The organism is Bradyrhizobium iriomotense (genome assembly GCF_018130765.1).
In the GTDB taxonomy this organism is placed as follows: domain Bacteria; phylum Pseudomonadota; class Alphaproteobacteria; order Rhizobiales; family Xanthobacteraceae; genus Bradyrhizobium; species Bradyrhizobium iriomotense_A.
In genome coordinates this window covers 186,556-200,000 of the sequence record NZ_JAFCJZ010000012.1, presented here as the reverse complement: position 1 = coordinate 200,000, position 13,445 = coordinate 186,556, and the positions used below count along the sequence as shown (strand labels likewise).

Here is a 13,445-nt window from a genome sequence, read left to right as displayed (position 1 = left end):
CTCTCCCAGCTGAGCTATGGCCCCGTAACCAGAAGACGAATGCTCACTCGATGTAAGTGGTGGGCCTGGGAAGACTTGAACTTCCGACCTCACGCTTATCAAGCGCGCGCTCTAACCAACTGAGCTACAAGCCCCTAACGCATATCCCGTTAAGGACCCTGGATCCTGCCGTTGCAGGCCCAGCGCGTGTTCGTCCGCGAAGAAAGAGAAACGAAGACGGCGAAATCCCGCCAATGCAGCTCAACGATCTGGCGATCTGTTGGCCACTGATGTTTCTAAAACGATCCGATAGTGAGCCGAAGCTCGCTGAAGGATCATCCTTAGAAAGGAGGTGATCCAGCCGCAGGTTCCCCTACGGCTACCTTGTTACGACTTCACCCCAGTCGCTGACCCTACCGTGGCCGGCTGCCTCCATTGCTGGTTAGCGCACCGTCTTCAGGTAAAACCAACTCCCATGGTGTGACGGGCGGTGTGTACAAGGCCCGGGAACGTATTCACCGTGGCGTGCTGATCCACGATTACTAGCGATTCCAACTTCATGGGCTCGAGTTGCAGAGCCCAATCCGAACTGAGACGGCTTTTTGAGATTTGCTAGGACTTGCGTCTTCGCATCCCATTGTCACCGCCATTGTAGCACGTGTGTAGCCCAGCCCGTAAGGGCCATGAGGACTTGACGTCATCCCCACCTTCCTCGCGGCTTATCACCGGCAGTCTCCTTAGAGTGCTCAACTAAATGGTAGCAACTAAGGACGGGGGTTGCGCTCGTTGCGGGACTTAACCCAACATCTCACGACACGAGCTGACGACAGCCATGCAGCACCTGTGTTCCAGGCTCCGAAGAGAGGGTCACATCTCTGCGACCGGTCCTGGACATGTCAAGGGCTGGTAAGGTTCTGCGCGTTGCGTCGAATTAAACCACATGCTCCACCGCTTGTGCGGGCCCCCGTCAATTCCTTTGAGTTTTAATCTTGCGACCGTACTCCCCAGGCGGAATGCTTAAAGCGTTAGCTGCGCCACTAGTGAGTAAACCCACTAACGGCTGGCATTCATCGTTTACGGCGTGGACTACCAGGGTATCTAATCCTGTTTGCTCCCCACGCTTTCGTGCCTCAGCGTCAGTATCGGGCCAGTGAGCCGCCTTCGCCACTGGTGTTCTTGCGAATATCTACGAATTTCACCTCTACACTCGCAGTTCCACTCACCTCTCCCGAACTCAAGATCTTCAGTATCAAAGGCAGTTCTGGAGTTGAGCTCCAGGATTTCACCCCTGACTTAAAGACCCGCCTACGCACCCTTTACGCCCAGTGATTCCGAGCAACGCTAGCCCCCTTCGTATTACCGCGGCTGCTGGCACGAAGTTAGCCGGGGCTTATTCTTGCGGTACCGTCATTATCTTCCCGCACAAAAGAGCTTTACAACCCTAGGGCCTTCATCACTCACGCGGCATGGCTGGATCAGGGTTGCCCCCATTGTCCAATATTCCCCACTGCTGCCTCCCGTAGGAGTTTGGGCCGTGTCTCAGTCCCAATGTGGCTGATCATCCTCTCAGACCAGCTACTGATCGTCGCCTTGGTGAGCCATTACCTCACCAACTAGCTAATCAGACGCGGGCCGATCTTTCGGCGATAAATCTTTCCCCGTAAGGGCTTATCCGGTATTAGCACAAGTTTCCCTGTGTTGTTCCGAACCAAAAGGTACGTTCCCACGCGTTACTCACCCGTCTGCCGCTGACGTATTGCTACGCCCGCTCGACTTGCATGTGTTAAGCCTGCCGCCAGCGTTCGCTCTGAGCCAGGATCAAACTCTCAAGTTGGACTTGAACTTTGAACCGGCTGATCACAACGTTTGACGAGGTCCCACCATTTTTCGACGACCGAAGCCGCCGAGCTGCCTGCGATTCACATCGCTGGCAACGATGGTGTTTCCTTTAAAACGTGTACCGCCGAAGTCTTTCGTCCGGTCTCGATCAGAAAAGCCGAGGCTTTTCAGAAGCGAGACCCGCAAGGACTCCGCCGTCCACGTTTCTCTTTCTTCATCTTCACTTGTCAAACAGCCCGGAACCGGAGAGGTCCCAACCTTCCTGAGAGGAAGGGTTCCGACACCCTTACCGACGATGGATGAACTCCAACCGACTGGCGTCGGCTGTTGTGTTCACTCAACAAGGTGAGGAGCATCAGTGGCGCGTTCGCTCGCCTTGGTCAGTGACCCGGCGGCGCCGCGCTCAGTGGTTGGGGTTATAGGCCCCACCTTCCGGGCTGTCAACGCCAATCGTCAACAAATCGTCGCACAGTGGATCGGCAAAGAAAATCACGCGTTTCCAGACAGTTAGCGGACCGCAGAGCGCGCCAGATCGACCGACCCGGCAAAAAATCTGAAAAAAAGTTTGGCCCCCGGCGACCTCCTGGGGGGCTCCGGAGGGGTCCCGGAGACGGCTTTCGGCGCCCCCTCCTGGGAGGCCCCGCCGCCCGCCCGTTCAGGAAACTTTTTCGATATTAGGCGCCGTACTTGAGCCACAATCCCGCGGCGTTCTGATAAGAGACAAGCTTGAATCGCGGGATGCCAGTGGGGGCTGCCGGCGATTTTAGTGGGGTCAGAGGAAGGCGATCAGACAATGAAGCAGCCTTCTTCGGACATTCGAGAGACATCGAGAGATCTTTTTCCGCTTAGCTGTTCGTAATTTCGGCCGGCCCGTCATCGGGGCCTTCTGACCGCGGACGCCTGTGCGGCTTGCCTGTTCCTGCGATGCCCCTCGAAGAGGGCGGCCAGGAAGGGGCTCGAAACCGGGCTGGTATAGGCCTGCTGGTATAGGTCTTTTGGGTCGTTGATTGGGGGACTTGGGTTGAACCACAGGACGTCACGCGGCGCTTATGGGCGTGAGACCGGGATCATCGATCTCGGCCACGAGCCGCCGCTGTCCGTCGATGGTTCCGAAGCTGCCGTCATCGACCGCCGTCGCGTCTCGGTACAATGGTTCAGTGGGACAATTCTGACCGGACTCTGCGGCGCGGCCCTGATCGGCGGCGCCGTTTTCGCATCTCTCGACGGCGAGATGACCTTCGCCAAGGTTCCGGAACGGGTCGAAGGCGCGCTGCGAGGAGCATTCGGCGCGGCTGATCGCGCCGCCACGCTGCACAAGAGCGACCGCCTGCCGCCCCCGAGCGAGTCCACGGCCTCGCGCAACATCGTACGCGTCTCGACGGTTGCCCGTGTCGGCAACCGCGACGTGATGCGGGTGCGCCCCTTCGTCCGGATCGCCGGCAATCTGTCGATGACGACGAGCGATCTGTCGGCGAAGATTCCGCCGTTCAACGCCCAGCGTCTTCTCACCGACGTCGGCTCCGATCCGAAGACGGCATCGGACGATCCGAACAATCCGGAAGCCGTCGAGCCCGACGCCGAGGTCTCCTTCGTCACTAAGGACCTGTCGCCGGTGCTGCCGAAAGCCAAGATTTCCGCGGTGGTGGCGCTCGACGACATCCTGATGCGGGTGCGCGATGCCGCCAACTGGCGCGGCAATGGCGGGGTGCGCTACGCCTCGCTCGCCAATGCCGCCGCCGACGTCTCCGGCGCGACCGGCCCGTCCGACATCAAGATGGCCTACGCCACCGAGGTGTCGCCGTCCGATCCCTATGCCGGCTTCGAGACGCGCGTGGTGCCGGAAAACGTCACGCTGCTGCCGAAGACCAAGGAACAGATCACCGGCGGCAATCCCAATGGCGAGCGCGTCCATCTGGTCAAGAAGGGCGACAGCGTCGGCTCCGTGCTGCGCGATCTCGGCGCCACCGCCGACGAGATCAAGGCGATCACCGCGACACTCGGTCCGCGCGGCCGCGACGGCGGCCTGAAGGAAGGCGAAAAACTCCGCATCCTGATGGCGCCCGCAAGCCCCGGCGCCCGGCTCCAGCCCTATCGCGTCGTGGTTGCAAACGACACCATGGTCGAGGCGATCGCGGCTTTGTCCGACCTCGGCAAATACGTCGCGGTCGACGTCTCCAGCATGAACACCGTCGCGGACGCTGCGGCCAACGCCAATAGCGACGACGATGACGACGATGACGGCACCGGCGTCCGGCTCTACCAGAGCATCTACGAGACCGCGATGCGCAACAAGGTCCCGATGCCGGTCATCGAGGACATGATCAAGATCTACTCCTACGACGTCGATTTCCAGCGCAAGGTGCAGCCGGGCGATTCCTTCGACGTCTTCTACGCCGGCGAAGAAGAGGGCGTGACGTCGAGCGAAAAGAACGACGTGCTGTTCGCCTCGCTCACGGTCGGCGGCGAGACCAAGAAATACTACCGCTATCAGAGCCCCGACGACGGCGTCGTCGACTACTATGACGAGACCGGCAAGAGCGCCAAGAAGTTCCTGGTCCGCAAGCCCGTCAACAACGCCATCATGCGCTCGGGCTTCGGCGGCCGCCGCCATCCGATCCTGGGCTACGTGAAGATGCACACCGGCGTCGACTGGGCCACCGCCTACGGCACGCCGATCTTCGCCTCCGGCAACGGCGTGATCGAAAAGGCCGGCCCCGAAGGCGGCTACGGCAAATACATCCGCATCAAGCATTCCAACGGTTACGAGACCGCTTACGGCCACATGTCGGCGTTCGCCAAGGGCATGGAAGTCGGCAAGAAGGTGCGGCAGGGCCAGGTGATCGGCTTCGTCGGTTCGACCGGCCAGTCGACCGGTCCCCACGTCCACTACGAAATCCTGGTCAACGGCCGCTTCGTCGATCCGCTGCGCGTGAAACTGCCGCGCGGCCGCTCGCTGGAAGGCGCGGTGCTCGCCGGCTTCGAGAAGGAGCGCGATCGGCTCGACGGTATGATGAGCGGCCGGGGTGCCGCCATCGCCCGCATATCGGACGCCACAGGCGGGCCGTTGCAGGTGACGAACCGCTAAGTCGGCAACCGTCCGACTCCGGCCGACCATCTTCAAACACGACTGAACGGAACGCTGCGAGGCGCTGCCATTTCATGGCGCCACAACGTCAAGTTTCGTTTGCCAAAGCCGCATGACGGGCGAATACTTTCCAAAAAAATGGGAGGTCTCGCCATGAAGAACAGGCTCGCCTGCGCGGCCCTGATTGCCGCGGTTTTCTCGATCTCGAACGCATCCGCGGAAAACTGGGAGGTGACCAGGCTCGTTCCGGGTTCGGCGTTCCATGGCGTGCACGGGCTCGGGATTGACAAGGGCGGCCATTTGTTTGCGGGCAGCGTCGCGGGCGCCGCGCTCTACGAGGTCGATATCGCCGCTGGTACCGCCAAGGTTGCAATCCCCGCTCCGATCGGAATGGCCGACGACATCGCGTTCGCGCCCGACGGCACCATGGCCTGGACCGGTTTCATGGCGGGCGATCTCTATGCGCGCAAGGGCGATGGCCCGATCAGGAAGCTCGCTTCCGGCCTTCCCGGCATCAATTCCCTCGCCTTCCGCAAGGACGGCAGGCTCTACGCCACGACCGTTTTCCTCGGCGACACGCTCTATGAGATCGACGTCGAGGGCGTCAAACCGCCCCGCCAGATCATGGAGAAGATGGGCGGCCTCAACGGCTTCGAGTTCGGTCCCGACGACAAGCTCTACGGTCCGCTCTGGTTCAAGGGACAGGTCGCCAGGGTCGACGTCGACAAGGCTGAGCTGACGGTGGTTGCCGACGGCTTCAAGGTGCCGGCCGCCGTGAATTTCGATTCCAAGGGCAACCTCTTTGTGGTCGATACCGCGCTCGGCCAGCTCGTGCGGGTCGATCCCAAGTCGGGCGCCAAGGCTGTGGTCGCGCAGCTGAAGCCCTCGCTGGACAATCTCGCGATCGACGACAGGGATCGCATCTACGTCTCCAACATGGCCGACAACGGCATCCAGGAGGTCGATCCGGCGACCGGACAGGCCAAGCAGATCATCATCGGCAAGCTCGCTTTGCCCGGCGGCATCGGCGTCACCTCGGAGAATGGCAAGGATACGATCCACGTCGCCGACGTATTCGCCTATCGCACCGTGGATGGTGCGACCGGCGAGGTCAGCGAGAAGGCGCGCATGCACGCCGCCGGCGTCACGCTCGAATATCCGATGAGCGCGACGGCGAAGGGCAACGACGTGGTCCTGTCGAGCTGGTTCACCGGCACCGTGCAGGTGATCGACGGCAAGACCGGCGCAACGCGCGACATGCTGCACGGCTTCAAGGCGCCGCACGATGCCACCGTGCTCGCGGACGGCAGTATTCTGGTGGCCGAGCTCGGCACCAAGTCGCTGGTCCGCGTCAGCGGCGAGCACGGCAAGGATCGCACCACGCTGATTGGCGACCTCGAGGGCCCGGTCGGGCTCGTCAGTGGGCCGGGCGGCGAGGTCTATGTCACCGAAGCCTTTGCCGGCACCGTTGCCAGGGTCGACAGCAACGGCGAGAAGACCGTGCTCGCCAGGGAGCTGAAAATGCCCGAAGGCATCGCGCGAAGCCGCGACGGCAAGCTGATCGTGGCGGAAGTCGGCGCCAAGCGGCTGATCGAGATCGCGCCGGAGACCGGCGGGGTCACCGAGATCGCCGCCGATCTTCCGATCGGGCTGACCGGCGCGCCGGGCGGCCTGCCGACGCATATTCCAACGGGGGTGGCGATCGGCGCGACGGGCGTCATCTACTTCAGCTCGGACGTGGAGAACGCGATCTACAAGGCAGTGAAGAAGTAGCGTCTGCCATCGGAATCCGGCTGCGAGGGAACCGGTCCGCCGGCTCCCCGGTTAGAGGGTAACGGGACCACCAGCAGGAGGATCGCCCCATGACGCGCCTCTCACGCGACGATGTCATCAAGGCCGTGGACCGGGCCGACGACGTCACCATTGCCCAGATCATCGGGACCGGCGCGACCGTCGAGGAACTCGCTGAGGCCCAGGCCTGGCTCGCCAATGACGAGCCGATGATCAACGATTTGCGGCCGCTGGCGCAGGGACGGGTGCGCGAGCTCGTCGACATCCTGTCCGAGCTGGAAGAGGACGACGAGGAGGCCGGACCGGCCGAACCCGGCTCCGCGTCCGCCGTCGGCTAGGACGTCTACCGGACCGACGAAAACAATTCGCCCCGGAGAGATGAAGTCTCTCCGGGGCGGTTGTCGTTTTCAGGCCACGATGACGCTCAGTTCAGCTTTCGCTTCGGCATCGGCGCCTCGAACTGGGCGATCTCCGCGGTCTGCGGCGCCTTGCCGTTGAAGGTCAGCACGTTGCCTTCGGAGGAGATCGCGACGTTGTCGCCGTCCCTGACGTCGCCGCCGAGGATCATCTCGGCGAGCGGATCCTGGAGATAGCGCTGGATCACCCGCTTCAGCGGCCGTGCGCCGTAGGCGGGGTCCCAGCCCTTGGCGGCGAGCCAGTCGCGGCCGGCGGCATCGAGCGTCAGCACGATTTTGCGATCGGTCAAGAGCTTCTGCAGCCGGGCGAACTGGATCTCGACGACCCGGCCCATCTCGCTCTTCTGCAAGCGGTGGAACAGGATGATCTCGTCGACGCGGTTGAGGAATTCGGGGCGGAAGTGCCCGCGCACCATTCCCATCACCTGCTCGCGCACGGCTGAGGTATCCTCGCCCTCCGGCTGGTTCACCAGGAATTCCGAACCGAGGTTCGAGGTCATGATGATCAGCGTGTTGCGGAAGTCGACGGTGCGGCCCTGGCCATCGGTCAGGCGACCGTCGTCGAGCACCTGCAGCAGGACGTTGAAGACGTCAGGATGCGCCTTCTCGATCTCGTCGAACAGCACGACCTGGTAAGGCCGGCGCCGCACCGCCTCGGTGAGCGCGCCGCCCTCGTCATAGCCGACATAGCCCGGAGGCGCGCCGATCAGCCGCGAGACCGAGTGCTTCTCCATGTATTCGGACATGTCGAGGCGGACCATCGCGGTCTCGTCGTTGAACAGGTACTCCGCAAGCGCCTTAGTCAGCTCGGTCTTGCCGACGCCGGTGGGCCCTAAGAACATGAACGAGCCGGTGGGGCGGTTCGGGTCCTGCAGGCCCGCGCGCGAGCGGCGCACGGCGGTTGCGACCGCACGCACGGCCTCGGCCTGGCCGACCACGCGGGCGCCGAGCTGCTCCTCCATCTTCAGGAGCTTCTCCTTCTCGCCCTCCAGCATCTTGTCGACCGGCACGCCGGTCCAGCGCGAGACCACCTGCGCGACGTGGTTGGCGGTGACCGCCTCCTCCATCATCTCGCCCGAGCCTTCACGCGCCTCGATGTCCGCGAGCTTCTTCTCCAGCTCCGGGATGCGGCCATAGGCGAGCTCGCCGGCCTTCTGGAATTCGCCGCGCCGCTGCGCATTGGCGAGCTCGACGCGAAGTGCGTCGAGTTCGGACTTCAGCTTCTGGGCGTTGGAGAGCTTGTTCTTCTCCGCGCTCCAGCGCGAGGTCAGCGCCGCCGACTTCTCTTCCAGCTCAGCCAGCTCCTTCTCGAGCAATTCGAGACGGGTCTTGGAGCCGAGATCGCTTTCCTTCTTCAGCGCCTCCTGCTCGATCTTGAGCCGGATGATCTCACGATCGAGCGAATCCAGCTCTTCCGGCTTGGAATCGACCTGCATCTTCAGCCGCGCCGCGGCCTCGTCCATGAGGTCGATCGCCTTGTCGGGCAGGAAGCGGTCGGTGATGTAGCGGTTGGACAGCGTCGTCGCGGCTACGAGTGCGGAATCGGTGATCCGCACGCCGTGGTGCTGCTCGTACTTGTCCTTCAGGCCGCGCAGGATCGAGATGGTGTCTTCGACCGAGGGTTCGCTGACGAAGATCGGCTGGAAGCGCCGCGCCAGCGCCGCGTCCTTCTCGACGTGCTTCTGGTACTCGTCGAGCGTGGTCGCGCCGATGCAGTGCAGCTCGCCGCGGGCGAGCGCCGGCTTGAGCAGGTTGGAAGCATCCATCGCGCCGTCGCCCTTGCCGGCTCCGATCAGCGTGTGCATCTCGTCGATGAAGAGGATGAAGGTGCCTTCGCTGCCGGTCACCTCCTGGAGCACGGCCTTCAGCCGCTCCTCGAACTCGCCGCGGTATTTCGCGCCGGCGATCAGTGCTCCGAGGTCGAGCGACAGCAGCTTCTTGTCCTTCAGGCTCTCGGGCACGTCGCCGTTGACGATGCGCAGCGCGAGGCCTTCCGCGATGGCGGTCTTGCCGACGCCGGGCTCGCCAATCAGGACGGGATTGTTCTTGGTCCGGCGCGACAGCACCTGGATGGTGCGGCGGATCTCCTCGTCGCGGCCGATGACCGGGTCGAGCTTGCCGTCGCGCGCCGCCTGGGTGAGGTCGCGGGCGTATTTCTTCAGCGCGTCATAGGCATTCTCGGCGGTCGCGGAATCCGCGGTCCGGCCCTTGCGCAGCGCCTCGATCGCCGCATTGAGGTTTTGCGGGGTGACGCCGCCCTTGGCGAGGAGGCTGCCTGCCTCGCTGCTCTTCTCCAGCGTGAGGCCGAGCAGCAGCCGCTCGACGGTGACAAAGCTGTCGCCGGCCTTCTCGCCGGCCTTCTCAGCCGCGTCGAAGGTGCGGGCGAGCTCGGGCGCGAGATAGATCTGGCCGGCGCCGCCGCCGGAGACCTTCGGCACCTTGTTAAGGGCCTCCTCGGTCGCCTTCAGGATCGCACGGGAATTGCCGCCAGCGCGGTCGATCAGGCCGGCCGCGAGCCCTTCATTGTCGTCCAAGAGGACCTTCAGCACGTGCAGGGTGGAAAACTGCTGGTGCCCCTCGCGCACCGCGAGCGACTGCGCGGACTGGATGAAGCCCCTGGAGCGTTCGGTATATTTGTCGATATTCATCTTTTCTGTCCCTCGGCCTGCCCCTGGGGCCCTCTAAGGCACCCCAAACGGCATCTTCATTGGGTTTCCAATTACCGCATTGACGTTTCTCAACCGGTAACGGTCGTCGTGGACCGGCGTGGCCGCCAGCCTGAGGCAGATGTGGGAAGCGGGTTGCGGATGCGAAAGAGGCGACTTCACAATTTCGTGCACTGATCCGCCGGCTTGGCGGAGCTGCGTCGAATCCCCTAAGTAGCGACATGACAGCCAGCCAATCCGCCGAAATCACCGGCCTCTACCGCTACCCCATCAAGGGCCTGACACCGGAGCCCCTCTCCCGCATCCCATTGCGGCGCGGGGAGACGCTGCCCGCCGACCGCCGCTACGCCATCGAGAACGGCCCGAGCGGCTTCGATCCGGAGGCGCCCGAATGGAAGCCCAAAATCCTGTTCCTGATGCTAGCGCGCAATGAGCGCCTGGCCTCCCTCGACAGCCGCTTCGAGGACGCGACCAACCGCCTGACCATCCGCAAGGACGGCCAGATCGTCGCCAGCGGCGATCTCGAGACGGCCGCCGGGCGCGCCGCCATCGAGAGCTATTTCACCGAGAACTTCCAGCCGGAGTTGAAGGGCCCACCAAAAGTCCTGTCCGGCCGCGACCACAGCTTTTCCGACGTCGCCCGCAAGGTCGTGTCCATCATCAATCTCGACAGCGTCCGCGCCATCGAGGCGATGCTCGGCGGCACCGCCGTGCATCCGCTGCGCTTCCGCGGCAATCTTTACGTGAAAGGCTGGCCGGCCTGGTCGGAGCTCGACCTCGTCGGCCAGACGCTCGTGATCGGCGAGGCCCGGCTGAAGGTGGTCAAACGCATCGTCCGCTGCCCGGCCACCAATGTCGACCCGGTGACCGCCAAGCGCGATCTCGAGATCCCACCGACGCTCTCGCGCCATCTCGGCCACATGGACTGCGGCATCTATGCCGAGGTGATCGCCGACGGAGAGATCGGGGTGGGCGATGCGGTTGCCGTGGAGCAGCCAAAGCTGATGTGAGCCGAGCTGCCGTAGGGTGGGTTAGCGAAGCGGATGCGCAAAGCGCGGTCCGCTGGCGTAACCCACCATTTCAGTCGCCGCGGAGACCAAAGAGGTGGGTTACGCCAGCGGACCGCGCTTCGCGCGACCGCCAGCTAACCCACCCTACGGATCTCACTCTAATTCGGCATCACATACGCATAGATCCGGCCGCGCGAGACCGGCGCCTCGCGGACGCGGTTGCCGTTGTTGCCGGAGATCATGATCGGATTACCCTGGGCGTCGATGCCGGTGATGATGCCGACATGGCCGCCGCGGCCGCCGCGCGACATCACCGCGATGGCGCCGACCTGCGGACCAGAGACGCGCGTGCCGTAACGCGCGAACGAGTTCGCCATGTCCGAGCCGGTGCCACGATGGCCGGTGTGCTCCAGCACCATGTTCATGAAGCGCGCGCACCACAGGTTGCCGCGCCCGGTCGGATTACCGCCGAGATAACGGCGCGCCTCGGACACGAGGCCCGATCCGCCACCGAAGCCGCCGCCCATGCCCGCACCGCCGGCACTGGCATTCGGATCATAGCTGGCTTGCGTGTCGGCGAAGCCGCCCGCCTGCAACTGCGCCGCGCTGCGCTCGAAGCGCGAGCTGCGTGCATGATGGCGGTAGTGGTGATGCCTGGCGTGGTGCACGTAAGCGTGCCGCTCCGCGCTATGACGATGATGCGGCCGCGCCGAGGCCGGAGAAACGAACGCGGCAACCGCCGCGAAGAAAACCGCCAGCGCGACAACACAACGCGACAGGCGGTACGCAAACAACTCAACCATTCTTCATCCTTCGTTACACCCCACTTCCCGTCGGCCCGTGCGGTGGCCGACATCCGCCGGGGCGTAAAGCTTCCGGATGTGGCGAGAAAAAGACGCAACGCCTGCGAATAGCTGCGATGATTTTGTGCCGGTGCTGGTGCGATGCTGCCGCATTGCGGACATCAGCATTAACTGCGATCCTGCAAAGGCGGCTTGAAGAGAGGGAAACAGTTAATGCCCCACGCCACGACCTGGGATGACGTCCGCATCTATTTCGAAGAGGCGGGTCAGGGAACGCCGATCATTTTTCTGCACGAGTTCGCGGCCGACTACACCAATTGGGAGCCGCAGATGCGCTACTTCTCGCGCGGCCACCGTTGCATCACCTATTCGGCGCGCGGCTACACGCCGTCGGACGTGCCTGAGGGCGAGGTCTACACCTACACGCATTTCTACACCGATGCGCTCGCCGTGCTCGACCATCTCAAGATCGAGCGCGCGCATCTCGTCGGGCTCTCGATGGGCGCCTACTCCTCGCTCCAGATCGGCTTGAACGCGCCGCATCGCGCGCTGTCGATGACGCTGGCCGGCGTCGGCTCCGGCTCCGAGCTAGAAAATCTCGACAATTGGCGCAAGCAATGCCGCGCCAATGCCGAGCAGTTCGAGAGGCTGGGCTCGGCCGAAGTCGCCAAGGTCACGCGCGAGGCGCCGAGCCGGATTCCCTTCCTGGTCAAGGACCCGCGTGGCCACGCCGATTTCTACGCCGCGCTGGCGCGGCACGATGCGAAGGGGTCGGCCAACACGATGCGCGGCTTCCAGGGCGGCCGGCCCTCGATCTACACGATGACGGATGCGATCAACAAAGCGGCAACGCCCGCGCTGATCATCTGCGGCGACGAGGACGATCCGTGCGTGGGAGCGAGCCTGTTCCTGAAGAAGCATCTGCCGGCCGCAGGGCTCGCGATGTTTCCGAAGTCGGGCCATGTGCTCAATCTCGAGGAGCCCGCGCTGTTCAACGAGAGCGTGGAGCGGTTCGTGACGCTGGTGGAAGCCGGACGATGGCCGGTGCGCGATCCCAGGTCGCTGGCGGCGCATTGACTGTCATTCCGGGATGCGCCGCGAGGCGCATGCCCGGAATCCATTGGGTGGCAGGCGTTGTGGCACGATGGATTCCGGGCTCGATGCTTCGCATCGCCCCGGAATGACGAAGCGATTATTTTCCCCCGCCCCGGCTGAGCAGAAACACAGCCTGCTCGCCGAACATGTTCCACACCCACCAGGGCAGGTTCAGCGGCACCGGGCGGCCATAGAGATCGAGCGCCACCGAGCGCTCCATCTTGACGTTGATCGCGTCGCACAGCTCGACGAAATCCTTGATGGTGCAGAAGTGGATGTTGGCGGTGTCGTACCAGGTCGCGGGCAGGTTCTCCGTGCGCGGCATGTGGCCCCCGATCAGGAGCTGCAGCCGCATCTTCCAGAAGCCGAAATTCGGGAACGACACGATGGCGCGGTGGCCGATGCGCAGCAGGTTCTCCAGCACGACCTTCGGCTGCCGCGTCGCCTGCAGCGTCTGCGACAGGATCACGTAGTCGAAGGCGTCGTCGGGATAGTTGACGAGGTCGGTATCGGCGTCGCCCTGCACCACCGCGAGGCCCTTGGCAACGCAGCGGTTGACGCCCTCGCGCGACAGCTCGATGCCGCGGCCGTCGATGCCGCGGGCCTCGAGCAGCTGAAGCAGGTCGCCGTCGCCACAGCCGACGTCGAGCACTTTCGAGCCCGGCTTGACCATATCGGCTACCAGCAGATGGTCGGCGCGAACCTGGCCGGATTGCCCGGTCGCAACGCCGCCCAGCGGCAGCACTTCCTGCACTGACATT

At 63.6% G+C, this 13,445-nt stretch carries 8 protein-coding genes, 2 tRNA genes and 1 rRNA gene (1 of these 11 running past the window's edge); 5 read left to right on the top strand and 6 right to left on the bottom strand.

The genetic code is table 11. From position 1 onward, the window contains the following. The 3 genes from JQ635_RS21605 to JQ635_RS21595 form a co-directional block, all read right to left on the bottom strand. Positions 1-24, bottom strand: a tRNA-Ala gene (locus tag JQ635_RS21605) (it extends 52 nt beyond the left edge of the window). 33 nt (positions 25-57) lie between these two features. Next, a tRNA-Ile gene (locus JQ635_RS21600) sits at positions 58-134 on the bottom strand. A gap of 190 nt (positions 135-324) precedes the next feature. Beyond that, a 16S ribosomal RNA gene (locus JQ635_RS21595) occupies positions 325-1,813 on the bottom strand. 1,026 nt (positions 1,814-2,839) lie between these two features. Here JQ635_RS21595 and JQ635_RS21590 point away from each other — a divergent pair. From JQ635_RS21590 to JQ635_RS21580, 3 genes are all read left to right on the top strand, one after another. Further along, positions 2,840-4,903, top strand: a complete 2,064-nt coding sequence (locus tag JQ635_RS21590) for a M23 family metallopeptidase (RefSeq protein ID WP_211411796.1) — start codon at positions 2,840-2,842, stop codon at positions 4,901-4,903. 153 nt (positions 4,904-5,056) lie between these two features. Beyond that, positions 5,057-6,676 carry an SMP-30/gluconolactonase/LRE family protein gene (locus JQ635_RS21585; RefSeq protein ID WP_211411795.1) on the top strand — a complete coding sequence of 540 codons (1,620 nt, stop codon included), beginning with the start codon at positions 5,057-5,059 and terminating at the stop codon, positions 6,674-6,676. Between the two features lie 89 nt (positions 6,677-6,765). Then, positions 6,766-7,032, top strand: coding sequence for a hypothetical protein (locus JQ635_RS21580; RefSeq protein ID WP_211411794.1), 267 nt, complete (start codon positions 6,766-6,768; stop codon positions 7,030-7,032). Positions 7,033-7,118: 86 nt separating this feature from the next. On the opposite strand, the gene clpB is transcribed toward JQ635_RS21580, so the two are convergent. After that, entirely contained in the window at positions 7,119-9,758 is a 2,640-nt protein-coding gene (clpB, locus tag JQ635_RS21575) for an ATP-dependent chaperone ClpB (protein ID WP_211411793.1), read from the bottom strand. 239 nt (positions 9,759-9,997) lie between these two features. On the opposite strand from clpB, the gene JQ635_RS21570 reads away from it, so the two are divergent. Continuing rightward, positions 9,998-10,786: an MOSC domain-containing protein gene (locus JQ635_RS21570; protein ID WP_211411792.1), complete on the top strand. Its 789-nt coding sequence runs from the start codon at positions 9,998-10,000 to the stop codon at positions 10,784-10,786. A gap of 158 nt (positions 10,787-10,944) precedes the next feature. Here JQ635_RS21570 and JQ635_RS21565 read toward each other — a convergent pair whose 3' ends face one another. After that, positions 10,945-11,589, bottom strand: coding sequence for a TIGR02594 family protein (locus tag JQ635_RS21565; RefSeq protein ID WP_211411791.1), 645 nt, complete (start codon positions 11,587-11,589; stop codon positions 10,945-10,947). 213 nt (positions 11,590-11,802) lie between these two features. Here JQ635_RS21565 and JQ635_RS21560 point away from each other — a divergent pair, with 213 nt between their 5' ends. Then, entirely contained in the window at positions 11,803-12,666 is an 864-nt protein-coding gene (locus tag JQ635_RS21560) for an alpha/beta fold hydrolase (protein ID WP_211411790.1), read from the top strand. 115 nt (positions 12,667-12,781) lie between these two features. Here JQ635_RS21560 and metW read toward each other — a convergent pair whose 3' ends face one another. Further along, complete coding sequence (gene metW / locus JQ635_RS21555) at positions 12,782-13,444, bottom strand: methionine biosynthesis protein MetW (protein ID WP_211411789.1); 663 nt, start codon at positions 13,442-13,444, stop codon at positions 12,782-12,784. Position 13,445: the final 1 nt, after the last annotated feature.

What these genes read in the sequence shown, in the direction of transcription:
- JQ635_RS21585 (WP_211411795.1), top strand. Translation starts at nt 5,057, where the DNA reads ATGAAGAACAGGCTCGCCTGCGCGGCCCTGATTGCCGCGGTTTTCTCG.
- JQ635_RS21580 (WP_211411794.1), top strand. Translation starts at nt 6,766, where the DNA reads ATGACGCGCCTCTCACGCGACGATGTCATCAAGGCCGTGGACCGGGCC.
- clpB (WP_211411793.1), bottom strand. Translation starts at nt 9,758, where the DNA reads ATGAATATCGACAAATATACCGAACGCTCCAGGGGCTTCATCCAGTCC.
- JQ635_RS21570 (WP_211411792.1), top strand. Translation starts at nt 9,998, where the DNA reads ATGACAGCCAGCCAATCCGCCGAAATCACCGGCCTCTACCGCTACCCC.
- JQ635_RS21565 (WP_211411791.1), bottom strand. Translation starts at nt 11,589, where the DNA reads ATGGTTGAGTTGTTTGCGTACCGCCTGTCGCGTTGTGTTGTCGCGCTG.
- JQ635_RS21560 (WP_211411790.1), top strand. Translation starts at nt 11,803, where the DNA reads ATGCCCCACGCCACGACCTGGGATGACGTCCGCATCTATTTCGAAGAG.
- metW (WP_211411789.1), bottom strand. Translation starts at nt 13,444, where the DNA reads ATGTCAGTGCAGGAAGTGCTGCCGCTGGGCGGCGTTGCGACCGGGCAA.